Origin of the sequence: Pseudomonas sp. MWU347, from assembly GCF_017947305.1 — a bacterium.
Classification (GTDB): Bacteria; Pseudomonadota; Gammaproteobacteria; order Pseudomonadales; family Pseudomonadaceae; genus Aquipseudomonas; species Aquipseudomonas putida_A.
This window is the reverse complement of sequence record NZ_JAFGZB010000016.1, coordinates 74,203-96,144: the sequence shown is the minus strand read 5'-3', so window position 1 is coordinate 96,144 and position 21,942 is coordinate 74,203. Positions and strand designations below refer to the sequence as shown.

The window sequence follows — 21,942 nt, the reverse complement described above, 5'->3', positions numbered from 1 at the left end:
CGCTTGATCGGGAGCGTTATCGTGGTGCTCGTTTTTCTTCAGGGCGGCATTGCGCTTCGCATCCCAGCGCAATTGCATGCGGCCCTTTTTCACCCCGGCGGCGATACCCCGCGCGGCGACAGTTTTGTATTGATCGACGTAATGGATGAACGTGTTGACGATGCCGAACATCGCCTTGACCAGGCGTTTCACAACCGAGAGCAACTGGGCGGCGCGATCCGCCAGGCGTAGCGTGAGATAAGCGATCCCGGCGCCAGCCCCGACGAATGTCAACACAACGCCGATCAGCACATCGATCAGCACCTGCACGATCATCATCGACGCCGTTTCAGCGGTTTTGCCGGCGATCTGGCTGGGCGGCAGCATCTCCAGCCAGAGACTCGCCGCACGCAACAGCAAACACAGCGCCGCTTCATCACTGACCAGCAACTGCAGTTTCTGCATGACATCCGGAGCTGCTTCTGCGAGATGAATCAGATCAGCCGCGCCGCTTCCCAGCCGCTCGGCAAATGCGCCTGGATCCTTGAGAATCTCCGACAGCATGCCGATGCTGTCCCACACCCCCTCGATCGCCGCCCAGCTCCCGGCGAGCATGCCGTTGCCCGCCGCCGTCGCCACCGACTGCGACCACTGCGGCTTGAACCCCTGCCACTCGCTGCGCAACCAGCCATCCAGCTCGCCGGTCAAGCCGTCGTAGGACTGGAACAGCGCCCCGATCTGCTCCGGGGTAACGTCGCTGTGCACCTGCACGCGATAGAACTTGCCTGGCGTACCGGCGAATGTTCCCCGGCCTTGCGCATCAAGTGCGACGGGGAAAGTTTGGCCATCACCCACCGCCACCACATCCACCACGATGTCGCCCAGCGGAATGTCGTACACCGACTCGAATTTGCTCTCGATCGCCAGCACCCCGCTTTTCGGGCACTGCACGACGCCGGTGGCAAACTCACTGTCGCCCGTGCTGACCGCGGTGACGCGATCACCAAAGCGGATAACCCGCTCCATGCCCATCAGCGACGGCAGGTCCGCCGCGTGGCTGACCTGGTCGGCCGCGCGACTCAACCAATGCTCAAGTTGTTGGCGATAGAGGTCGAGGGTGTCGGGGAAGCTGTCGAGTTCCTGCTCGATGCGGCTGACGGCTTCCATCAGCGCACGCGACGATGCGGGGTGGAATGAAAAACCGGGTCAAACATGAGCGTTCCCTCGCGCAAAAATTAGGCGCGGGGACTTTGCGGGGGATCAAGCAGGAAAGAAGTCAGGCGAGTAGGCGTTTACTGTAGGACTAATCTGCAAAAGACCGATTACTACAAAACGTATAGCGATAAACGCAAACGTGGCGTGAGGTTTCCCTCACGCCACGTTTATCGAGCGATACAAAATGATTTACCGGGTTTAATCCCGAGCGCTCAACTCTTTGAGTTTGAGCTCGGCCAACGGATGACCGGCCTTGGCGGCCAGGGTCCACCAGCGCGCCGCTTCGGCCGGATCCGGCGCTTTGCTCGGAGTACCGGCCAAGCTGATCACGCCGACCTGATAGGCCGCTTTGCCGTCGCCGGCGAGCGCCGCCAGACGCAACAGCCGCACACCCTCTTCGCGGGCACCCAGGCCAACCCCGCGAAACGTCAGAATGTGCCCATAAAAGCTCTGCGCACCGACATCGCCAAGATTGGCCATGCGCGCAAACTGCCCTTCGAGCCAGCGCCAGCCTCTGGGCTGGCGGACAAACCATGACCAGTGAAACAGCCTGCGGGCCAACCAGTAACTGGCCGACGCCTTGAGTCGTAAGAACACTCAGGCCTCCGCCGATTCCGGGTACTCGTATTCGAACACCCTGACCACTTCCGACGCATGCCAGGAGGCAGCAGCAACGCCATCAGAGGGCCCGGAAAAGCGCCCCAGACGCTCGACACACTCAAAGAAACCGGTACGTGGCAAACGGCTGGCACCCTGGCTGATCACCAGCGAACTGCGCAACGGCTGTTCAGCCTTGGCGTCCAGCGCGGCCAGATGCTCAAGTGCCGCGGTCAGCGTCTGCATCGCCGGCGTCGGCAGTTGCAAACGTTCGAGCAAGGCTCGATAGGTCAACAGATGGCGCTGCCTGCGCGCCTGATCCAGCTCCCCGAGCAATCCGTCCCAATGTTGACGACTGATGCGTACGCTCACGATTCATCCCTCCAACCCGGCACCGTCAGTTCCCAGGCCAGGCTGCGACGAATCGCGGCGTCAGGTTGACGCTCGCCGCTTTCGATCATGGCCAGATAAGACGGGCTGATGCCTACCGTGCGGGCCAGCGCCTCAATGGCGATGCCCTTCCCTTCGCGCAAACTGCGTAGTTGATCCAGACCTGGAAGAATCGGGTCCGGCGTTGCGGCGGCCGGCGCTGGCGCCTGCTGCGGCGGTGTTTCGTTGATGCCTGCTGCTTTCAGTAGAGCCTGATACTGGACCCATGGCAGAACCGCATACTCGGGTTCGCCATCGCGTGCAATTATCTGAATATCCATGACTACCCCGTAGGACAACAACACTTAGCGAGTCGGCACTTTTCCCTAGAAGTGTAATCCTAACAGCGGCCAAGGTCGCGGGGGGTATCTATCTGTCTGCAGGCGAAGTGAATCAGGGCTTTTTCGGGCCCTGAAGCTGAAGTTGCTCGGGAGTATCAGGCAGGCGCTCGACCACCGCGAGTTTTTCCGGCTGCTGGCGGTTGCGCCAGAGCCGAAAAGCATTGAGCTCATCGTCGAGGGTTTTCATCAGCCAAGCCAGAACGGCGATGTCATCGAGCATGCCGAACACCGGGATGAAATCCGGAATCGCATCCACCGGGCTGAGGAAGTACATCAGGCCCGCCACCACCGAGACGATGGCTTTCGGGCTGATCGCTCGGTATTCGCCACGCCAGTATGCAAGACACAGTGCCTGGAGCAAACGCAGATCTTCCTTGAGTTTGCCAAGGCGATTGCCTTGCGCCGCTCCTTTGCTCGCCACCGCGAACAACAGGGTCGGCAGACGCCCACGCGCCAGCAATCGACCGGCGAGGGGCAGAAATCGGGCGAAATTCCACGGCGCTTTCATCTATTTCTCCCGTTGAAATGTTATCCACACAAATTGTGGATAACCTTGTGAACAGAGCTGCATTTCAGCGCTGAAAGCCCCGTTTTATAAGGGCCGCGCTCAGATCGGGCGTTTTTTACTCACATAAAAAACCCCAATATTTCATTGACTTGGCGGCTCAGGGCGTCTAGCGCTGGCAGCCTCAATCTCTAGGACTGCTGTAAGCGCCATCCGTTCGCTCTGTTTACCGCCAGCATCGTCCAGATGCAACAACGCCCCGCATATGCGAGGCGTTGTCTTCGAAGCTACAGCCGATTACTTGGCGGCGGCGTCTTCTTTGGCTGGATCCTTGATGGCCAGCAGTTCCAGGTCGAAGACCAGAACCGAGTTGGCCGGGATTGCCGGGCTTGGCGATTGCGCGCCGTAAGCCAGATCGCTAGGGATGTACAGTTTGTACTTCTCGCCAACGTGCATCAGTTGCAGACCTTCAACCCAACCCGGGATCACACCGCTGACCGGCAGATCGATCGGGCTGCCACGTTCAACAGAGCTGTCGAACACGGTGCCGTTAGTCAGCTTGCCGGTGTAGTGAACGGTCACGACGTCGGTAGGCTTGGGCTGTGGGCCGTCGGCTTTCTTGACCACTTCGTACTGCAGACCGGAAGCGGTGGTGGTGACACCAGGCTTCTTGCCGTTTTCTTCGAGGAATTTCTTGCCGGCGGCTGCCGACTCTTCGCTCATCTTGGCCATGCGCTCTTCAGCACGCTTTTGCAGCGCGGCGAAGGCTTCGACCAGTTCTTCGTCTTTCAGCTTCTGTTCTTTCTTGCCGACGGCATCTTCGATGCCCTGGGCTACCGCTTTGGAGTCCAGATCATCCATGCCTTCCTGAGCAAGGCTCTTGCCCATGTTCAGGCCGATACCGTAGGAAGCTTTTTGCGCCGGGGTTTTCAGCTCTACGCTGGTCTGCGAATCACAACCCGCGAGGACCAGGCTAACCAGGGCTACCGCCGCCGCCAACCGATGCTGTTTCATGCTATTTCCTTGTTCATGCGCCGAAAGGGCAATCGAGTAAAGCCGCGAGCTTATCAGGCCGCCACGACCAATGGCTACCGGCATGAGAGCAGGAAATGTCCGATAAGTTCAGGGATTAAAACGCATTCGGGCCAAGGGACGATGAAGCTTCTGTCATCTGAAGCTGACAAGGGCTGATGAGACTTCCTACGACAGTTGGCGTAATGGCCACTTGCCGCACCTGCAACAGCTGAGGCATAACAAGGCAACAACTCGACAAGGATGTTTATCTTGCGCCTCTTATACCGTGTGCTGGCACTGATCATTGTGCTGCTGGGACTGGCTCTGGCAGTGATTCTGTACTACGTCGCCAACCCGAAACTGCCCTTCTATATCCCGGCCCAACAGGTGCATTACCTGCAGCAGTGGAGCGAGGAGGAACGCCAGACCTACTACTTCACGCCGCAAGGCACACAGGTCAAAGGCCTGCGCTATGAATGGTTCGAGGCGCTGGAACTGCCCTTCTCTCAGCAGCGTTTCGCGTCCCCGGAATACCTCGCACGCTTCGGTTTTCTGGTTGATCCACAGCAGAAAGCCACGTCGAACAACCCCGGCAATCTGCCGGTCGGCTTCGCCCGCCACGCGAATCCCGGTGGCACCGAGCATTATCTCGATATCACCTGCGCCGCCTGCCACACTGGCGAATTGCGCTTCAAGGGCCAGGCCGTGCGAATTGACGGTGGTTCGGCGCAGCATGTCTTGCCTTCCAGCGTTCCTACATTGCGCGGTGGCAGTTTCGGACAAGCCTTGGTCGCGAGTCTGGCCGCGACTTACTACAACCCGTGGAAATTCGAGCGTTTCGCCAAAAATGTTCTGGGCGATGACTACGAGACACGCCACGAGCAACTGCGCAAAGACTTCAAGCAATCGCTGAACATCTTCCTCAAAGTCGCCTGGAACGACACGCATCGCGGCCTCTACCCTACCGAAGAAGGCCCGGGCCGCACCGACGCATTCGGCCGCATCGCCAACGCCACCTTCGGCGACGCGATCTCCCCCGCTAACTACCGCGTGGCCAACGCACCGGTGGACTACCCGCAACTGTGGGACATGTGGACGTTCGACTGGGTGCAGTGGAACGGTTCGGCGCAGCAACCGATGGCGCGCAACATCGGGGAGGCACTGGGTGTCGGCGCCACGTTGAATTTCTTCGACAGCAATGGCCAGCCGCTGCAGGGCGATGCCCGTTACGCCTCCAGTGTCCGCGTGCGTGATCTGCACAAAATCGAAGAAACCCTGCAACACCTGCAACCACCCGCCTGGCCGGAAGATGTCTTGGGTGCGGTGGACAAACCACTGGCTGCCAAGGGCCGCGCGCTGTTTGCCGAGAACTGCGCCGGTTGCCACGTGCCGCGCAAGACCCAGGAGGGCGAACGCTGGGTGCAGCATTTGCACCTGCTGCCGGTGGAGGTAATCGGTACCGATCCGAATGCGGCGACCAACATAGCCAACCACCGTTTCGACCTGACGCCGCTGCAATGGGACCTGAAGGAGTTGGAGCAGATGGATGTGAAGTTGCATCCGACGCCCACCGAACCACTGGATTTGAGCCAGCTCTCGGTGGCCAAGGGCCTGGCCTACGTCACCGCGTTCGTCGAGAACCGCGCCTATCGCGAGGCCGGCGTCACCCCGCAGGAAAAACCCCAACTCGACGGCTTCGGACTGCCGATCGGCGTACGCGAAAAGGTCGCCTACAAGGCCAGGCCGTTGGCCGGTATCTGGGCCACCGCGCCGTTTCTGCACAACGGTTCAGTACCGAGCCTTTATCAACTGCTGTCACCGCAGGATGAGCGCGCCACGACGTTCTATAAAGGTTCGTTCGAATACGACCCGCGCCATCTGGGGTATCGCACCGAAGCCTTTACCAATGGTTTCCTGTTCGACACGCGGATTAGCGGCAACCACAACAGCGGTCATGAATTCCGCGCCGGCGAGCGCGGCAGTGGGGTCATCGGCCGACTGCTGCAACCAGAGGAGCGCTGGGCCTTGCTGGAATACCTGAAAGTACTGGGCGGACCACTGGAGCCGCAATTGCCATGAGGATCGACCCGTATAAAAGACCGTCGATGTTCGCCCGCGTCTGGATGTGGCTGGGGCGCCTGCTGGGCAAAGCCCTACTGACATTGCTGATTATCGGCCTGCTGGGCTGGGCCATCGCGAGCGCATGGTTCGTCTGGCAACACAGAGGCCCGGTGTCAGCGCAGGAACAGGTTCCCGCCGGTGAAGCGGCGATGACCCAGGACGTGATCCAGACCGCCGTACGCATCGTCGATCAACACCGTGAAGGCACCCGTTATCTGCGCGACGCGCATGCCAAGGCCCATGGTTGCGTGAAAGCCGAAGTGACGGTGCTGCCGGAACTGACACCAGCGCTGCGCCAAGGTGTTTTCACCGAACCAGGCAAAACCTGGCAGGCGATGATTCGCCTGTCCAATGGCAACGCCTACCCGCAGTTCGACAGCATCCGCGATGCCCGGGGCATGGCAATCAAACTGCTCGATGTGCCCGGCAAACCATTGCTCGGCGACCGTCAGCAACGCCGCGAGCAAAACTTCGTGATGTTCAGCCACCCGAATTTCTTTGTCAGCGATGTCGCCGAGTATCGTCAGAATGTGGCGGCTCAGGCTGACGGCAAAAAGATGATGGCGTTCTTTCCTGGCTGGGATCCGCGCAACTGGCAGATCCGCCACCTGTTCATCGCCTTGGCGACCCTGGCGCCGCCACCGAACAGCCCGACGGCGACCACGTACTTTTCGGTATCGCCCTACAAATTCGGGGAGGCAAATGTGAAGTTTCGAGTCGCGCCGGATCCGGACAATTGCCCGGCGTATGCCCTGCCCCCACAAAACCACGACCTGCCGAATTTCCTGCGCAGCGCCTTGAACCAGCAACTGTCGACGGATCGGGTGCCAGCGTGTTTTGTGCTGCAGATTCAGCGCCAGGACGCGAACAAGTACATGCCAATCGAGGACACCAGCATCGAGTGGCGCGAGCAGGATTCACCGTTCGAAAGTGTGGCGCGAATCACCCTGCCTGCGCAGGACTTTGACACGCCGGCATTGAATCTGGCGTGCGACAACCTGTCGTTCAATCCGTGGTTTGGTATCGAGGCGCACCGACCGATTGGCGGGATCAACCGCTTGCGCAAAGCGGTGTATGAGGCGGTGAGCGATTATCGGCACAGTCGCAATGCCGAACAGTGAGAAGACGAGGAGATGATTTGTGGTGAGGGGATTTATCCCCGATGGGATGCGAAGCAGCCCCAGCTTGAAGACTTTCGGCCTGCTGCGCAGGCCATCGGGGGTAAATCCCCTCGCCACACAGGCATTGCAGAAATTCGCAAATCGCAGACAGCAAAAAGCCCGCACTAGGCGGGCTTTCTGTGGTGACCTGGCGTTCAGTGGGTCCAGGTGACCGAATATGGCGCAGCGGACGGGACTCGAACCCGCGACCCCCGGCGTGACAGGCCGGTATTCTAACCGACTGAACTACCGCTGCGCGAAACGCTTGAAACGAATGGTGGGTGATGACGGGATCGAACCGCCGACATTCTGCTTGTAAGGCAGACGCTCTCCCAGCTGAGCTAATCACCCTTCGCTTCGTTACGGGGAGCATTATGCCACAAGTTTTCGTAATGTGTTGATTTAATTGAAGTTTTTTTTCAAAAAAATCTGAAAACCGGTGAAACGACACAAACCCGATGGAACAAGGTACAAACTTGAGACAGAAAAAAACCCGCTTCAGCGGGTTTTTCCGTGGTGACCTGGCGTTCAGTGGTCCAGGTTACCGAATATGGCGCAGCGGACGGGACTCGAACCCGCGACCCCCGGCGTGACAGGCCGGTATTCTAACCGACTGAACTACCGCTGCGCTAAACACTTGAAACGAATGGTGGGTGATGACGGGATCGAACCGCCGACATTCTGCTTGTAAGGCAGACGCTCTCCCAGCTGAGCTAATCACCCTTCGCTTCGGTGTGGCGCGCATTCTACGGAGCGACCCAACCTCTGGCAAGCACTTTTTTAATTAATTTTCTCAGGCCTTCCAAAGGCTTAGAGAAGGGTTGGCCTATGACCCGGCGAAGACAATAATGCCCCCCTTTGTATAAAGGAGAGACTCACCCCATGTGGTTCAAAAACCTGCTTATCTATCGCCTGACCCAAGACCTGCCTGTCGATGCCGAGGCGCTGGAAACTGCACTGGCCACCAAACTGGCGCGTCCATGTGCAAGCCAGGAGTTGACCACCTACGGTTTCGTCGCGCCGTTCGGCAAAGGCGAAGATGCGCCACTGGTGCACGTCAGCGGTGACTTCCTGCTGATCGCTGCGCGTAAAGAAGAACGCATTCTGCCGGGCAGCGTCGTGCGCGATGCGGTCAAGGAGAAGGTCGAAGAGATCGAAGCCGAGCAGATGCGCAAGGTCTATAAGAAGGAACGCGATCAGATCAAGGATGAAATCATCCAGGCGTTCCTGCCGCGCGCCTTTATCCGTCGCTCGTCGACCTTCGCCGCCATCGCGCCGAAACAGGGCCTGATCCTGGTCAACTCGGCCAGCCCGAAACGTGCCGAAGACCTGCTTTCCACAATGCGTGAAGTGCTCGGCACCCTGCCCGTGCGTCCACTGACCGTGAAAACCGCACCGACGGCCGTGATGACCGAATGGGTCACCACCCAGCAAGCCGCCCCGGACTTCTTCGTACTGGACGAATGCGAGCTGCGCGATACCCACGAAGACGGCGGCATCGTGCGTTGCAAGCGTCAGGACCTGACCAGCGAAGAAATCCAGCTGCACCTGAGCACCGGTAAAGTCGTGACTCAGTTGTCGCTGGCCTGGCAGGACAAACTGTCGTTCATGCTCGATGACAAGATGACCGTCAAACGCCTGAAGTTCGAAGACCTGCTGCAGGATCAGGCGGAACAGGACGGTGGCGACGAGGCCCTAGGCCAACTGGACGCCAGCTTCACCCTGATGATGCTGACCTTCGGCGACTTCCTGCCGGCGCTGGTGGAAGCGTTGGGCGGTGAAGAGACTCCGCAGGGGATCTAAAACCCTTGTGAAATCCCAATGTGGGAGCAGGCTTGCTCGCGAAAGCGGTGTGTCATTCAACATTAACTTGGCTGACCCGCCGCTTTCGCGAGCAAGCCCGCTCCCACAATTGGTTTTGTGGTGTAACTAATAATAAGGAACAGGCCATGCGCGCACTGGCTGCACTGAGCCGCTTTGTCGGCAACACTTTCGCTTACTGGGTTCTGATTTTCGCCGTGATCGCGTTCCTGCAACCGGCGTGGTTTCTCGGCCTCAAGGGCGCGATCGTGCCGCTGCTGGGGCTGGTGATGTTCGGCATGGGCCTGACCCTCAAACTCGGTGACTTCGCTGCCGTCGCCCGCCATCCGTGGCGCGTGGCTCTGGGCGTGGTCGCACATTTCGTGATCATGCCCGGCGTGGCGTGGTTGCTCTGCCAGATCTTCCACCTGCCGCCGGAAATCGCGGTCGGGGTGATTCTGGTCGGCTGCTGCCCAAGCGGCACCTCTTCCAACGTCATGACCTGGCTGGCCCGCGGCGATCTGGCGCTGTCGGTGGCGATTGCTGCCGTCACCACCCTCCTCGCCCCGTTGCTGACCCCGGCGCTGATCTGGCTGCTGGCTTCGGCGTGGTTGCCGGTTTCGTTCATGGAATTGTTCTGGTCGATTCTGCAAGTGGTGCTGCTGCCGATCGTGCTCGGCGTGGTCGCGCAACGCGTGCTCGGCGACAAGGTGCGCCACGCGGTGGACGTGTTGCCACTGGTGTCGGTGGTCAGCATCGTGATCATCGTCACCGCCGTGGTGGCCGCCAGTCAGGCGAAAATCGCCGAATCCGGTCTGCTGATCATGGCCGTGGTGATGCTGCACAACAGCTTCGGCTACTTGCTGGGTTACTTCACTGGACGCCTGTTTAAGTTGCCACTGGCGCAGCGCAAGTCGCTGGCGCTGGAAGTCGGCATGCAGAACTCGGGGTTGGGCGCGGCCTTGGCCAGTGCGCACTTCTCGCCGCTGGCCGCGGTGCCGAGCGCGTTGTTCAGCGTCTGGCACAACATTTCCGGGGCGTTGCTCTCGACGTACTTCCGGCGCATGAGCGAGAAAGAAGACCGTGAGGCGCTAGCGCAGCAGCCAGCCGACTGACCGGGAAACTTGATCCCCGGATTAATGCTCGGCAGACTGTTGCGCTACGCGGGGACGACCCTGCGGCTCGATCGAGTTATCAATCTGGGGACGGCCCCGTCAATCGATGGAGGTCTCTTATGTCCTGGATCATTCTGTTTTTCGCCGGCCTGTTCGAAGTCGGCTGGGCCGTCGGCCTGAAATACACCGACGGCTTCACCCGCCCGCTCCCCACCGTCCTGACCGTTGCGGCCATGGCCATCAGCCTTGGCCTGCTGGGTCTGGCAATGAAGGAATTGCCGCTGGGTACGGCTTATGCGATCTGGACCGGAGTCGGTGCCGTGGGCACGGTGATTGCCGGGATCATTCTGTTTGGCGAGTCGATGGCATTGATTCGGCTGGCCAGTGTGGCGTTGATCATTACCGGGTTGATTGGTCTCAAGGTCAGCGCTTAGGCCACTGGCCTCTATCGCGAGCAGGCTCACTCCTACAAGGGGTACGCGCTTCAAATGTAGGAGTGAGCCTGCTCGCGATAGGGCCATATCAGGTGACAACTACCTGACAGTCCCGCGCAACGCCCCCACCAACCCCTGCAATTTCGCCGGTTCCGCAGTTTCCACCGCCACCGCCGAACCCGCCACCAACGTCACCCGCGACCACAACCGCTTGAACAGCCCCTTGTTCGGATCGCGGCTGAAGAAACTCCCCCACAACCCTTGCAACGCCAGCGGAATCACCGGCACCGGCGTTTCTTCGAGAATCCGCGTCAGCCCGCCCTTGAACTCATTGATCTCGCCGTCAGTGGTCAACTTGCCTTCCGGGAAGATGCACACCAGCTCACCGTCCTTCAGATACTGGGCAATCCGGGTGAAGGCTTTTTCGTAGATCTGGATGTCTTCGTTGCGTCCGGCAATCGGAATCGTCCCCGCCGTGCGGAAGATAAAGTTCAGCACCGGCAGGTTGTAGATTTTGTAGTACATGACAAAGCGAATCGGCCGACGCACCGCACCGCCAATCAGTAGCGCATCGACGAACGACACGTGGTTGCACACCAACAGCGCCGCGCCCTCGTCCGGGATCGCCTCGAGGTTGCGGTGCTCGACGCGGTACATGGAATGGCTGAGCAGCCAGATCATGAAACGCATGCTGAACTCGGGGACGATCTTGAAGATGTAGGCGTTGACGCCGATGTTCAGCAGCGACACCACCAGGAACAATTGCGGAATCGACAGTTTGACCACACTCAGCAACACGATCGAAACGATCGCCGACACCACCATGAACAGAGCGTTGAGAATGTTGTTGGCGGCAATCACCCGCGCCCGCTCGTTCTCGGCGGTGCGCGACTGGATCAACGCGTACAGCGGCACGATATAGAAACCGCCAAAAATGCCGAGGCCGAGAATGTCGACCAGCACCGCCCAGGTATGCGCAAAGCCCAGCACTTCGGTCCAGCTGTGGCCGTTGACGCTTTCCGGGATTCCACCGGAATGCCACCACAGCAGCAGGCCAAACACGGTCAGGCCGAACGAACCGAACGGCACCAGACCGATCTCGACCTTGCGCCCGGAGAGTTTCTCGCAAAGCATCGAACCCAGCGCAATGCCTACTGAAAACACCGTGAGAATCAGCGTCACCACGGTTTCGTCGCCGTGCATCCATTCCTTGGCGTAGGCCGGGATCTGCGTCAGGTAAATCGCCCCGACAAACCAGAACCACGAGTTGCCGACAATCGAACGCGACACCGCAGGCGTCTGGCCCAGACCGAGTTTCAGCGTGGCCCAGGACTGGCTGAAGATGTTCCAGTTCAGGCGCATTTCCGGCGATGCCGCCGCCGCGCGCGGAATGCTGCGACTGGCGAGATATCCCAGCACTGCAATCCCGACAATCGCGGTCGAAACCAGCGGCGCGTAGTGCGTCGAGGACATGATGATGCCGGCGCCGATGGTCCCGGCAAGGATCGCCAGGAACGTGCCCATCTCCACCAGCCCGTTGCCGCCGACCAGTTCATCCTCGCGCAACGCCTGCGGCAGGATCGAATACTTCACCGGCCCGAACAGCGCCGAATGCGTGCCCATGGCAAACAGCGCCACCAGCATCAGCGACAGGTGATCGAACAGGAAACCGATCGATCCTACGGCCATGATCGCGATTTCCGCGAGTTTGATCAGACGGATCAACGCGTCCTTGGCGAATTTTTCCCCGAACTGCCCGGCCAACGCCGAAAACAGAAAGAACGGCAGGATAAACAGCAGCGCGCACAGGTTGACCCAGATCGAACGGTCACCTTCGATGGTCAGCCGATACAGAATGGCGAGGATCAGCGATTGCTTGAACACGTTGTCGTTGAACGCGCCCAGCGACTGCGTGATGAAAAACGGCAGAAAGCGCCGAGTGCGAAGCAGGTTGAACTGTGAGGGGTGACTCATCTTCCGTGTTTCCCTGAGGTCGGTAGAGAATGGCCTGGATCTGCTTATTGGAATCTCGATCGGCGATCCAGGCCACACCTTACCCAAACTTTTCAGGATATTTCTTCAACCCTGCAATACAAGGTGAGACAAACAGCTCACCGCGCCACGCGCCTTGCACGGTGCGTTTACCGACGATCAGCCACATCATCGCCAGCAGGCTCACCAGCATGCAGCCGACCACGCTGAAAAAACCCAGGTTCAGCGTGCTGGCGAGCTTGAGGGTCGCCAGCGAATACACGCCCAGCGGGAAGGTAAAACCCCACCAGCCGAGGTTGAACGGGATGCCGTCACGCAGGTAACGCGCGGTGATCAGCAGCGCCATCAACATCCACCACAAGCCGAAGCCCCACAGGGTGATACCGGCGACCAGCCCCACGCCAGCAGCGATTTCACCGATGCCCGGCAGGCCGTTGGCGGCGAAGATCGCCGGTGCATCAGCGCCCAGCAGCAACATGCCCAACGCACCAGTACCGATCGGGCCGAGGGCCAGCCAGCTTGAGGCGGCCATGTTTTCGTGAGGCAGTTTATGCAGGGCCATGCGCAGCAACAGGATAGTCAGAATGCTGAACGCCACCGGCAGGGAAAATGCCCAGAGCACGTAGCTGGTGGTCAGCACCACCAGTTGCGCGTGGGCATCAGCCAGATGCGGAGCGAGCAAGCCGCCGCTGGCCGCCGCCACTTCCGCCGCCACCACCGGCAACAGCCAGACCGCGGTCATCTGGTCGATGCTGTGTTCCTGGCGGGTAAACATCATGTAAGGGATCAACACACCGCAGGCCAGCGACATCGCCACGTCGAGCCACCACAGCACTTCGGCAAGATGAATTACGCCCTCGCCCCAGCGTGGCAGACCGAACAGCAGAAAGCCGTTGATGATGGTCGCCAAACCCATGGGAATGGTGCCGAAGAACATCGAAACAGTGGAGTGACCGAAGATCCGCCGCGCTTCATCGAAGAATAAAATCCAGCGCGCGGCATAGGCGAAGGTAAACAAGGTGAACAACAGAATGTTGAACAGCCACAAACCCTCGGCCACCGCGTGCAGCCCGGGAATCGCCACCGGTAATTGCGCCAGCGCCAGGGCCAGCACGCCGGTGCCCATGGTCGCGGCGAACCAGTTCGGGGTGAATTGACGGATCACTTCACGCGGATGCTGAAGCTGGCTGAACGGCTTGATGCCAGGTTTGGCGGTGTTGGGGCAAGTCATCATGAACTCCTTTCCTCAGGTGAGGTTGAGCCCATGGTAGAACCGAATCGAATATCTATATAACGGGTAATTTCTCTATCTGTTATCTACTTTACAGATAAGCAGTCAAACACTGCCTTCGCTTTCGATCACCAGAATCCGCGCCGCGCCCTGCGGATGCGCCACGTGCTCGGTACCGACTGAGGCGTAGAAGATGTCCCCGACCTCAAGCAGCGCCTGCTTTTCTTCACCCTGTTCGCGATAGCGCATCTGCACCTGACCATCGAGCACCACAAACACTTCCTCACCATCGTTGACGTGCCATTTGTAAGGCTGATCAGTCCAGTGCAGGCGCGTGGTGATGCCGTTCATGTTGGCAATGTCCAGCGCACCCCAGGCACGCTCGGCGGTGAACGACTTGCTGCGGATAATCTTCATCGATGTCCTATTCCTTGCGACGTGCCAAACCAGAAACCACAGCGACAAACAGCAGGCTGAAGCCCCATCCAGCAAGAATCTCGCACCACATCACAAATCGGACCCAACGCTTGCCACTGATAAAGAAGCTAAAAAACTCAAAAACCGGATTGGCTTTTGGTGTTTCAATCAGTGGAGCCCAGTCATTTTCCTGGTGCAGGTCAACCAGAGGCAGTAGTAGATCTAGTGAGAATGCGATCGGACTGAACCCGGTATATTCTTCACGCAGCTTCTCACATAAATACCAATTACCCGATCCCTTGAACGCATCTGGCAGCTCTGCCGGCGTGCGATAACTACTCTTTTTGAGCCACACCTGCTCCCGGTCCGGACGACAGGTGTCATAAGCTTCGTTTTGAAAAATCAGGGGATTACTGGGAGCAAATACTCCGAAACTGGCGGCACTCCAGTAGACCAATGTGCAAAATCCCCAAACCAGTGCGAACCATGGCAGCAGTAGCATCGGACGGTAGCCGAAGCCAGTCAGATAACCATAAAGAAAGTGCAAGAACTTCGCGGAGGCGGCGTAAAGCTTTCGAAAAGACGGGGACCAGGTACTCGGTGACTGACCAATGCGACCAGATTCACGCAAGCACTGCTCATACTCAATACCCACCTCTTTGGCTTCTTCGGTATGGCCAGTAGATTCAAGTACTTGCTGCAATTGGCGCCAGGGCTGAGGACGAAAATGCTCTTTGAATGTCATCGGTGACGTCTCGTCTTTTTCCAGACAGGCTTTCTGCTTTTTCAACCATGTCATGCGCTCACTGACTGGCATCGGTTTATGCACATCCACAGAGTCGTAGATAAAACCATTGAGAATCGGGCGCTCTCCCCATGAAGCAAGATCGTCATTGATGGTCGCGACGCTGGTTCCTAAAAACGAGATTTGCTTGGGAGCGGACTTGAGGTCGCGCAAATCGAGCCTCCCTTTCACTCTCATCTCATTTGCTCGTAGCTCCTGTATGGCAGCGCCATCAAACTCAACATTTCCTTCGACCTCCAAACCAGCTAGTTGCAGTCGCCCCTGGATTTCACAGTCTTGACTGAAAAGCGCGTTACCTCTGATAAAAGCGCGCTCAGCGGTCATCGCATGTGCATTTCCAATCGCAAAAAATTTCGAACGCCTACAGCTCAACTGGCCCGAGATCCTTGCACCCAGCAAATTAACAGTGCCTTTCGAAGTAAAGCCGTCCCGGAGAAAGACAGGACCATTGATACAAGCAAAATCCAAGTCGAGAGACTGTTCGTCATCAACAGTAAAACTTGCATTTACGCAATTGAATTGCCCGCCAATTACGGCAGACCTGAAACGTACCAAGCCCTTTGCAGAAAAGCCGCCATTAAGATAAACACCCGTACGTATTTCGGCAAAAGAGGCATCCAGGCACGACTCCCCCCCACCATCAAATTGTGAACCTAAACAAACCAGCCTGGCGGCAATTCGGGCCGAGCCGAGTTCGACAAGACCATTGGTAGAAGTTGATGAAAAGACCAGGCTGTCATTGACAACAATTCGTTCACCTAAAAAAGATTTGAGCGAGCAACCTTCAAATTTGAGCATACGTTCAAAGCTGGCGCCTCGGACATTGAGGTCCCGTTCAAACAAACAATTCTTAAAAGTGACCGGGGTGGTCACGCAAATGCCCGCTAAAAAAAGTGGCCCTTCGATAAAGGCACCTTGCAGGTAAAGATTCTCCCCAAGAAATGCTCCTTTGGAATACGTCAGGATCAGAGCGCGCAGGAAAGTTGCTCGTACAACATTCTCCGCAGTCGACGAGACGGGGAGCTCGTCAGTGATGGTGGCAATCACTCCCCGCTTGAAGCAATCCAGCAAGCGCTTCTCAGCAGGACGTAATCCACCCTTGCCATTCTGCAAGCGTCCCAGCAATTCGCCGATTTCATCCATTCTCGTTCACTCAAATCATTTCACTGCGAATAATGGTTCGCATGGTAGTGAACAGGCGTTTTGCCATCAAACAATTATTCACCCGCGGAAGGATTGAGGTTAATGCGCGAGACCAGAGGTTGACGCGAGATCAGAATCAGACCGCTTACTGAGAGAACCACCAATGCCAAGCCGTAACAGTCAGTAGTCGCCAGCAAACCAAAGCTGATAGTCAAATGCCCAGCCAGCAACGCCGGCAAACAGAACGCCAGATAACTCAGCGCGTAGTACGCCGACATCAAACCGGCCCGTTCATGCGGCAGGGCCAACGGCACCAGGCTGCGCACCGCGCCGAGGAAACCCGAGCCAAAGCCGCAACCGGCAACCAGTGTGCCGAGGAAAAACAGCGCCAGACTGGCGCTGTGCACGCCGAGCAAAATCAGCAGCACGCCGATAGGCAGCAGACTGGCGCCGATTTGCAGGGCTTTGCCGGCGGGACGATTGCGCAAAGTGAAAATCATCAGCGCCCCGGTCACGGTCAACGCCGAGACAGTCGCGCCGCCGATCAGGTTCGACGTCGAGCCCGTGGCGGTGCGCACCAGCGACGGCGCCAGCGAGGCAAAAAAGCCGCCGAGGGCCCAGGTTGCGGTGTTCAGCGGTAGCACACGCCATAAGGTCGAACGCGCCTGAACCGGCACATGCAGGGTTGGCCGCAGCGAAGCCCAGGCCCCTGCTTGTGGAGTGACGCTTTCCGGCAGACGCCAGACGTACACCGCCTGCAACACAAACAGCGCCAGCAGCAGCCAGTAGGTCAATTGCAACGGCGCCGGGGCGAACTCGGCCAGCAAACCACAGCCCATGCTGCCCAGCGCCATACCGAGCAACGGTGCGACGCTGTTGATCAACGGCCCTTGCTGACGGTCGGTGTCGAGCAGCGTCGCGCTCAAAACAGCGGTGGCCATGCCGGTGGCAAAACCCTGCAATACGCGGGCGCTGATCAGCCAGGCAACACTGTCGGCGCTGATAAACAGCAACATCGCTAGCGCATTGAGCAGCACGGCAGTGAAGATCACCGGTTTACGTCCCAGGTGATCGGACAGCGATCCGACCGTCAGCAGCGCCGCCAGCAGACTCAGCGCATACACGCCGAAAATAAGGGTCAGCACTGCTGCCGAGAAGTGCAGTTGATCCTGATACAGGTGATACAACGGCGTCGGCGCCGTGGAAGCGGCGAGAAAACTCAGTAAGGTGATCGCCAGAAAAATCAGGCTGCCACGGCTGGAAGCAAGGCTGGTCATGGGCACACTCCGCAAAAGCTAATTTTTTGCTTTTGCGGAGTGTGCTCTCGGCTTTGGCTTAAAGCAAATTCTTTGTGTTAAGGTCTGACGCATGGCTATTAAAGAAGGTTTACGCCCGGGCGGGCGCAGTGCCCGGGTGCAAGAGTCGATTCATTCGGCAGTCCGCGCACTTCTGCAAGAACAGGAGCGCAGCAGCGTGACCGTCCCGCAAATTGCGGCGCGCGCGGGAGTGACGCCGTCGACAATCTATCGACGCTGGGGTGATCTGGCGGCGTTGCTCGCCGACGTCGCCCTCGCCCGCATGCGCCCTGACAGCGAACCGGCGGTGACCGGTGACCTGCGCGGTGATATCCGCGCCTGGGCCGAGCAATATCTGGACGAAATGAGTTCGGAGCCGGGGCGCAACATGATGCGCGACGTGCAGGCCAGCGCCACGCCGGGGTACTGCGTGACGATTCTTGGCGCGCAGTTGCAGACCATCATCGAGCGTCACCCTGACGAGCCGGCGCCGAGCGTTGATCATCTGATCAATCTGGTGGTGGCGCCGGTGGTGTTCCGGATCCTGTTTTCGGCGGCGGCGCTGGAGGTGGATGAGCTGCATCGGTTGATCGATATCGCGCTGAAACAGGACTGACGCCTTCGCGAGCAGGCTCACTCCTACAATTGGAATGCGTTCCACCTGTAGGAGTGAGCCTGCTCGCGAAGAGGCCCGACCAGTCACCTCAGAACCACCCGGTCTCAAACCTGCGACACCCCGCCACGCCACGACCTTGGTCGACACTGACTAACCGCCATACTCATGCGAGACTGTCCGCCCGGGCAGGACTGCCGGGGAGTCTTTTGTCGGGAGTGTTGCATGTCGTTGTCCACCGGGCTGATCGCCGCCGTCGCCCTGGCCTATATGGCCATCATGTTCGCCATCGCCTTCTACGGCGACCGTCGCAGCACGCCGTTGCCGCCGCGGATGCGCGCGTGGGTGTACAGCCTGTCGCTGGCGGTTTATTGCACCAGTTGGACGTTCTTCGGCGCGGTTGGTCAGGCGGCGGAACAGCTGTGGTCATTCCTGCCGATCTACCTCGGGCCGATCCTCTTGTTGCTGGGCGCGCCGTGGGTCCTGCAGAAAATGGTGATGATCAGCAAACAGGAGAACATCACCTCGATTGCCGACTTCATCGCCGCGCGCTACGGCAAATCGCAATCGCTGGCGGTGGTGGTGGCGCTGATCTGTCTGGTTGGCGTCCTGCCCTACATCGCCCTGCAACTCAAAGGCATCGTGCTCGGCGTGAACCTGCTGATCGGCGCCGGGGCCGACGCCATGGGCACCCGCGCCCAGGACACCGCGCTGATCGTCTCGCTGGTACTGGCGCTGTTCACCATCGTCTTCGGTACGCGCAACCTCGATGCCACCGAGCACCACCGCGGCATGGTGCTGGCGATTGCGTTTGAATCGCTGGTCAAGCTGTTCGCCTTTCTCGCCGTTGGCGCGTTCGTGACCTATGGGCTGTACGACGGGTTTGACGACCTGTTCAATCAGGCGATGCTCGCGCCGCGCCTCGAGGAATACTGGAAGGAAACGATTAACTGGCCGTCGATGGTGGTGCAGACCGGGGTGGCGATGATGGCGATCATCTGCCTGCCACGGCAGTTTCACGTCACGGTGGTGGAGAACATCGACCCGCAGGACCTGCGTCTGGCCAAGTGGGTGTTCCCGGCTTATCTGGCGCTGGCCGCGCTGTTCGTGGTGCCGATCGCCCTCGCCGGGCAGATGATGCTGCCGAGTCACGTGTTGCCCGACTCGTTCGTGATCAGCCTGCCGCTGGCCCAGGCCCATCCGGCCCTGGCGTTGCTGGCGTTCATCGGCGGCGCGTCGGCGGCCACCGGCATGGTGATTGTGGCCAGCGTGGCACTGTCGACCATGGTTTCCAACGACATGCTCTTGCCGTGGTTGCTGCGCCGTAACAACGCCGAGCGCCCGTTCGAAGTGTTCCGTCAGTGGATGCTCTCGGTGCGCCGCGTGAGCATCGTGCTGATTCTGTTGCTGGCCTACGTCAGCTACCGTTTGCTCGGCTCCACCGCGAGTCTGGCGACCATCGGCCAGATCGCCTTCGCTGCCGTCACCCAATTGGCCCCGGCGATGCTCGGCGCGCTGTACTGGAAACAGGCTAACCGCCGTGGGGTGTTCGCCGGTCTGGCCGCCGGCACGTTCCTCTGGTTCTACACGCTGATCCTGCCGATTGCCGCCCACAGTCTCGGCTGGTCGCTGAGCACTTTCCCCGGGCTGGCGTGGCTGCACAGCAACCCGCTGAACCTGCCGATCACCCCGCTGACCCAAGGCGTAGTGCTGTCGCTGGCGGGCAACTTCACCCTGTTCGCCTGGGTCTCGGTGCTGTCGCGCACACGGGTCTCGGAACACTGGCAGGCCGGGCGCTTCATCGGTCAGGAAATCAGCGCCCGGCCGAGTGCACGCTCGATGCTCGCGGTGCAGATCGACGATTTGCTGCAGCTGGCGGCGCGCTTTGTCGGTGAAGAACGTGCGCGGCAGAGCTTCATTCGTTTCGCCTACCGGCAGGGCAAGGGCTTCAACCCGAACCAGAACGCCGACGGCGAATGGATCGCCCACACCGAACGCTTGCTGGCCGGCGTGCTCGGCGCTTCTTCAACACGGGCGGTGGTAAAAGCGGCGATTGAGGGGCGGGAAATGCAGCTCGAGGACGTGGTGCGCATCGCCGACGAAGCCTCGGAAGTCCTGCAGTTCAACCGCGCGTTGCTGCAAGGCGCGATCGAAAACATTACCCAGGGCATCAGCGTGGTCGACCAGTCGCTGAAGCTGGTGGCCTGGAACCGCCGCTATCTGGAGTTGTTCAACTACCCGGACGGTTTGATCAGCGTCGGCCGACCGATTGCCGACATCATTCGCTACAACGCCGAACGTGGCCTGTGCGGCCCCGGCGAAGCGGAAGTCCACGTCGCCCGGCGCCTGCACTGGATGCGTCAGGGCCGTGCGCACACGTCCGAACGCCTGTTCCCCAATGGCCGGGTGATCGAGCTGATCGGCAACCCGATGCCCGGCGGCGGTTTCGTCATGAGTTTCACCGACATCACCGCGTTCCGCGAAGCCGAGCAGGCGCTGACCGAGGCCAACGAAGGCCTGGAACAACGGGTCAGCGAGCGTACGCAGGAGTTGTCACAGCTCAACGTCGCACTGACCGAAGCCAAGGGCCATGCCGAGGCCGCGAATCAGTCGAAAACCCGCTTCCTCGCCGCCGTCAGTCATGACCTGATGCAGCCGCTAAACGCCGCGCGCCTGTTCTCTGCCGCCCTCTCCCATCAGGACGACGGCTTGAGCAGCGAGGCGCAGAAACTGGTGCAACACCTCGACAGTTCGCTGCGTTCGGCAGAAGACCTGATCAGCGACCTGCTGGATATTTCCCGCCTGGAAAACGGCAAGATCAACCCGGATCGCAAGTCGTTCGCGCTCAATGAGCTGTTCGACACGCTCGGCGCCGAATTCAAGGCGCTGGCCCAAGAACAAGGCCTGAAGTTCCGTGTGCGCGGCAGCCAGTTGCGCATCGACAGCGACATCAAGCTGCTGCGACGGATCTTGCAGAACTTCCTCACCAACGCGTTCCGCTACGCCAAGGGCCCGGTGCTGCTGGGCGTACGCCGTCGCGGCAGTGAACTGTGTCTGGAAGTGTGGGATCGCGGACCGGGGATTCCGGAAGACAAACAACAAGTGATTTTCGAGGAGTTCAAGCGCCTCGATAGCCATCAGACCCGCGCCGAAAAAGGTCTTGGGCTGGGCCTGGCGATTGCCGACGGTTTATGTCGCGTGCTCGGCCACACCCTGCGCGTACGCTCGTGGCCGGGGCGCGGCAGCGTGTTCAGTGTCAGCGTACCGCTGGCCCGGGCGCAATCACTGCCGCAGAACGCCGCGGTGGAGTTGAACGGCAAGTTGCTCAGCGGCGCGCAGGTGCTGTGCATCGACAATGAAGACAGCATTCTGATTGGCATGAACAGCCTGCTGAGCCGTTGGGGCTGTCAGGTGTGGACGGCGCGCAATCGCGAGGAATGCGCGGCGCTGCTCAACGATGGCGTACGACCGCAACTGGCACTGGTCGACTATCACCTCGACCACGGCGATACCGGAACCGAGCTGATGGCGTGGCTGCGCACCACGTTAGGCGAGCCGGTGCCGGGGGTGGTGATCAGCGCCGATGGCCGCCCGGAGACGGTGGCGCAGGTGCATGCGGCAGGGCTGGATTATCTGGCCAAACCGGTGAAACCGGCGGCGTTGCGGGCGTTGCTGAGTCGGTATGTGCCGCTGTAACCGTTTGACTTGAGTGTTGCAGCGCTACCGCTGACGCCTT

General features: G+C 59.5%; 17 protein-coding genes, 4 tRNA genes and 1 pseudogene. 7 read left to right on the top strand and 15 right to left on the bottom strand.

What is annotated here, in order from left to right; all coding sequences use genetic code 11:
- The 6 genes and pseudogenes from KCG87_RS26250 to KCG87_RS26225 all read right to left on the bottom strand — a co-directional run.
- Positions 1 to 1,146, bottom strand: a pseudogene (locus KCG87_RS26250) (type IV secretion protein Rhs); the annotation flags it as partial.
- Positions 1,147 to 1,392: 246 nt separating this feature from the next.
- Positions 1,393 to 1,791, bottom strand: coding sequence for a sel1 repeat family protein (locus KCG87_RS26245; RefSeq protein WP_098967903.1), 399 nt, complete (start codon positions 1,789 to 1,791; stop codon positions 1,393 to 1,395).
- Positions 1,792 to 2,163 (bottom strand): hypothetical protein, encoded by a 372-nt coding sequence (locus KCG87_RS26240; RefSeq protein ID WP_003223109.1) that lies wholly within the window; start codon positions 2,161 to 2,163, stop codon positions 1,792 to 1,794. It lies immediately after the preceding gene.
- The gene (locus tag KCG87_RS26235) at positions 2,160 to 2,501 is read right to left on the bottom strand and encodes a helix-turn-helix transcriptional regulator (RefSeq protein ID WP_098967902.1); all 342 of its coding nucleotides are present in this window, start codon (positions 2,499 to 2,501) and stop codon (positions 2,160 to 2,162) included. Before KCG87_RS26235 ends, KCG87_RS26240 begins: the two co-directional genes overlap by 4 nt.
- A 112-nt stretch (positions 2,502 to 2,613) precedes the next feature.
- A complete protein-coding gene (locus tag KCG87_RS26230; RefSeq protein ID WP_027613367.1) occupies positions 2,614 to 3,069 on the bottom strand; it encodes a YkvA family protein in 456 nt (151 codons plus the stop codon).
- Between the two features lie 294 nt (positions 3,070 to 3,363).
- Positions 3,364 to 4,080, bottom strand: coding sequence for an FKBP-type peptidyl-prolyl cis-trans isomerase (locus tag KCG87_RS26225; protein ID WP_007966725.1), 717 nt, complete (start codon positions 4,078 to 4,080; stop codon positions 3,364 to 3,366).
- Positions 4,081 to 4,350: 270 nt separating this feature from the next.
- Here KCG87_RS26225 and KCG87_RS26220 point away from each other — a divergent pair, with 270 nt between their 5' ends.
- Together KCG87_RS26220 and KCG87_RS26215 are read left to right on the top strand one after the other, a co-directional pair.
- Positions 4,351 to 6,159, top strand: coding sequence for a di-heme-cytochrome C peroxidase (locus KCG87_RS26220; protein ID WP_210559128.1), 1,809 nt, complete (start codon positions 4,351 to 4,353; stop codon positions 6,157 to 6,159).
- Between the two features lie 26 nt (positions 6,160 to 6,185).
- Positions 6,186 to 7,322, top strand: a complete 1,137-nt coding sequence (locus KCG87_RS26215; protein WP_177416208.1) for a catalase family protein — start codon at positions 6,186 to 6,188, stop codon at positions 7,320 to 7,322.
- A 218-nt stretch (positions 7,323 to 7,540) separates the two neighbouring features.
- Here the strand turns inward: KCG87_RS26215 and KCG87_RS26210 are convergent.
- From KCG87_RS26210 to KCG87_RS26195, 4 genes are all read right to left on the bottom strand, one after another.
- Positions 7,541 to 7,617, bottom strand: a tRNA-Asp gene (locus KCG87_RS26210).
- Positions 7,618 to 7,636: 19 nt separating this feature from the next.
- Positions 7,637 to 7,712, bottom strand: a tRNA-Val gene (locus KCG87_RS26205).
- Positions 7,713 to 7,912: 200 nt separating this feature from the next.
- Positions 7,913 to 7,989, bottom strand: a tRNA-Asp gene (locus KCG87_RS26200).
- A gap of 19 nt (positions 7,990 to 8,008) precedes the next feature.
- A tRNA-Val gene (locus tag KCG87_RS26195) sits at positions 8,009 to 8,084 on the bottom strand.
- Positions 8,085 to 8,243: 159 nt separating this feature from the next.
- Here KCG87_RS26195 and rdgC point away from each other — a divergent pair.
- The 3 genes from rdgC to sugE all read left to right on the top strand — a co-directional run bounded on the left by rdgC (position 8,244) and on the right by sugE (position 10,710).
- Positions 8,244 to 9,164: a recombination-associated protein RdgC gene (gene rdgC / locus KCG87_RS26190; protein WP_003223096.1), complete on the top strand. Its 921-nt coding sequence runs from the start codon at positions 8,244 to 8,246 to the stop codon at positions 9,162 to 9,164.
- A 146-nt stretch (positions 9,165 to 9,310) separates the two neighbouring features.
- Positions 9,311 to 10,276 (top strand): bile acid:sodium symporter family protein, encoded by a 966-nt coding sequence (locus KCG87_RS26185; protein ID WP_135295263.1) that lies wholly within the window; start codon positions 9,311 to 9,313, stop codon positions 10,274 to 10,276.
- Between the two features lie 119 nt (positions 10,277 to 10,395).
- A complete protein-coding gene (gene sugE / locus KCG87_RS26180; protein ID WP_003223093.1) occupies positions 10,396 to 10,710 on the top strand; it encodes a quaternary ammonium compound efflux SMR transporter SugE in 315 nt (104 codons plus the stop codon).
- 99 nt (positions 10,711 to 10,809) lie between these two features.
- Here the strand turns inward: sugE and KCG87_RS26175 are convergent, their stop codons facing one another.
- The 5 genes from KCG87_RS26175 to KCG87_RS26155 all read right to left on the bottom strand — a co-directional run bounded on the left by KCG87_RS26175 (position 10,810) and on the right by KCG87_RS26155 (position 17,575).
- A complete protein-coding gene (locus KCG87_RS26175; RefSeq protein WP_134785804.1) occupies positions 10,810 to 12,684 on the bottom strand; it encodes an MFS transporter in 1,875 nt (624 codons plus the stop codon).
- A 79-nt stretch (positions 12,685 to 12,763) separates the two neighbouring features.
- Positions 12,764 to 13,933 carry a TDT family transporter gene (locus KCG87_RS26170; protein ID WP_135295261.1) on the bottom strand — a complete coding sequence of 390 codons (1,170 nt, stop codon included), beginning with the start codon at positions 13,931 to 13,933 and terminating at the stop codon, positions 12,764 to 12,766.
- Between the two features lie 105 nt (positions 13,934 to 14,038).
- Positions 14,039 to 14,350, bottom strand: a complete 312-nt coding sequence (locus tag KCG87_RS26165; RefSeq protein WP_097087529.1) for a cupin — start codon at positions 14,348 to 14,350, stop codon at positions 14,039 to 14,041.
- Between the two features lie 7 nt (positions 14,351 to 14,357).
- Positions 14,358 to 16,298 carry a membrane-associated oxidoreductase gene (locus KCG87_RS27550; protein ID WP_246881846.1) on the bottom strand — a complete coding sequence of 647 codons (1,941 nt, stop codon included), beginning with the start codon at positions 16,296 to 16,298 and terminating at the stop codon, positions 14,358 to 14,360.
- A gap of 74 nt (positions 16,299 to 16,372) precedes the next feature.
- Positions 16,373 to 17,575 (bottom strand): MFS transporter, encoded by a 1,203-nt coding sequence (locus tag KCG87_RS26155; protein WP_210559129.1) that lies wholly within the window; start codon positions 17,573 to 17,575, stop codon positions 16,373 to 16,375.
- Between the two features lie 91 nt (positions 17,576 to 17,666).
- On the opposite strand from KCG87_RS26155, the gene KCG87_RS26150 reads away from it, so the two are divergent.
- Together KCG87_RS26150 and KCG87_RS26145 are read left to right on the top strand one after the other, a co-directional pair.
- Positions 17,667 to 18,209, top strand: coding sequence for a TetR/AcrR family transcriptional regulator (locus KCG87_RS26150; protein WP_098967895.1), 543 nt, complete (start codon positions 17,667 to 17,669; stop codon positions 18,207 to 18,209).
- A gap of 222 nt (positions 18,210 to 18,431) precedes the next feature.
- The gene (locus tag KCG87_RS26145; protein WP_134785800.1) at positions 18,432 to 21,902 is read left to right on the top strand and encodes a PAS domain-containing hybrid sensor histidine kinase/response regulator; all 3,471 of its coding nucleotides are present in this window, start codon (positions 18,432 to 18,434) and stop codon (positions 21,900 to 21,902) included.
- Positions 21,903 to 21,942: the final 40 nt, after the last annotated feature.

What these genes read in the sequence shown, in the direction of transcription:
- KCG87_RS26235 (WP_098967902.1), bottom strand. Translation starts at nt 2,501, where the DNA reads ATGGATATTCAGATAATTGCACGCGATGGCGAACCCGAGTATGCGGTT.
- KCG87_RS26230 (WP_027613367.1), bottom strand. Translation starts at nt 3,069, where the DNA reads ATGAAAGCGCCGTGGAATTTCGCCCGATTTCTGCCCCTCGCCGGTCGA.
- KCG87_RS26225 (WP_007966725.1), bottom strand. Translation starts at nt 4,080, where the DNA reads ATGAAACAGCATCGGTTGGCGGCGGCGGTAGCCCTGGTTAGCCTGGTC.
- KCG87_RS26215 (WP_177416208.1), top strand. Translation starts at nt 6,186, where the DNA reads ATGTTCGCCCGCGTCTGGATGTGGCTGGGGCGCCTGCTGGGCAAAGCC.
- rdgC (WP_003223096.1), top strand. Translation starts at nt 8,244, where the DNA reads ATGTGGTTCAAAAACCTGCTTATCTATCGCCTGACCCAAGACCTGCCT.
- KCG87_RS26185 (WP_135295263.1), top strand. Translation starts at nt 9,311, where the DNA reads ATGCGCGCACTGGCTGCACTGAGCCGCTTTGTCGGCAACACTTTCGCT.
- sugE (WP_003223093.1), top strand. Translation starts at nt 10,396, where the DNA reads ATGTCCTGGATCATTCTGTTTTTCGCCGGCCTGTTCGAAGTCGGCTGG.
- KCG87_RS26175 (WP_134785804.1), bottom strand. Translation starts at nt 12,684, where the DNA reads ATGAGTCACCCCTCACAGTTCAACCTGCTTCGCACTCGGCGCTTTCTG.
- KCG87_RS26170 (WP_135295261.1), bottom strand. Translation starts at nt 13,933, where the DNA reads ATGACTTGCCCCAACACCGCCAAACCTGGCATCAAGCCGTTCAGCCAG.
- KCG87_RS26165 (WP_097087529.1), bottom strand. Translation starts at nt 14,350, where the DNA reads ATGAAGATTATCCGCAGCAAGTCGTTCACCGCCGAGCGTGCCTGGGGT.
- KCG87_RS27550 (WP_246881846.1), bottom strand. Translation starts at nt 16,298, where the DNA reads ATGGATGAAATCGGCGAATTGCTGGGACGCTTGCAGAATGGCAAGGGT.
- KCG87_RS26155 (WP_210559129.1), bottom strand. Translation starts at nt 17,575, where the DNA reads ATGACCAGCCTTGCTTCCAGCCGTGGCAGCCTGATTTTTCTGGCGATC.
- KCG87_RS26150 (WP_098967895.1), top strand. Translation starts at nt 17,667, where the DNA reads ATGGCTATTAAAGAAGGTTTACGCCCGGGCGGGCGCAGTGCCCGGGTG.
- KCG87_RS26145 (WP_134785800.1), top strand. Translation starts at nt 18,432, where the DNA reads ATGTCGTTGTCCACCGGGCTGATCGCCGCCGTCGCCCTGGCCTATATG.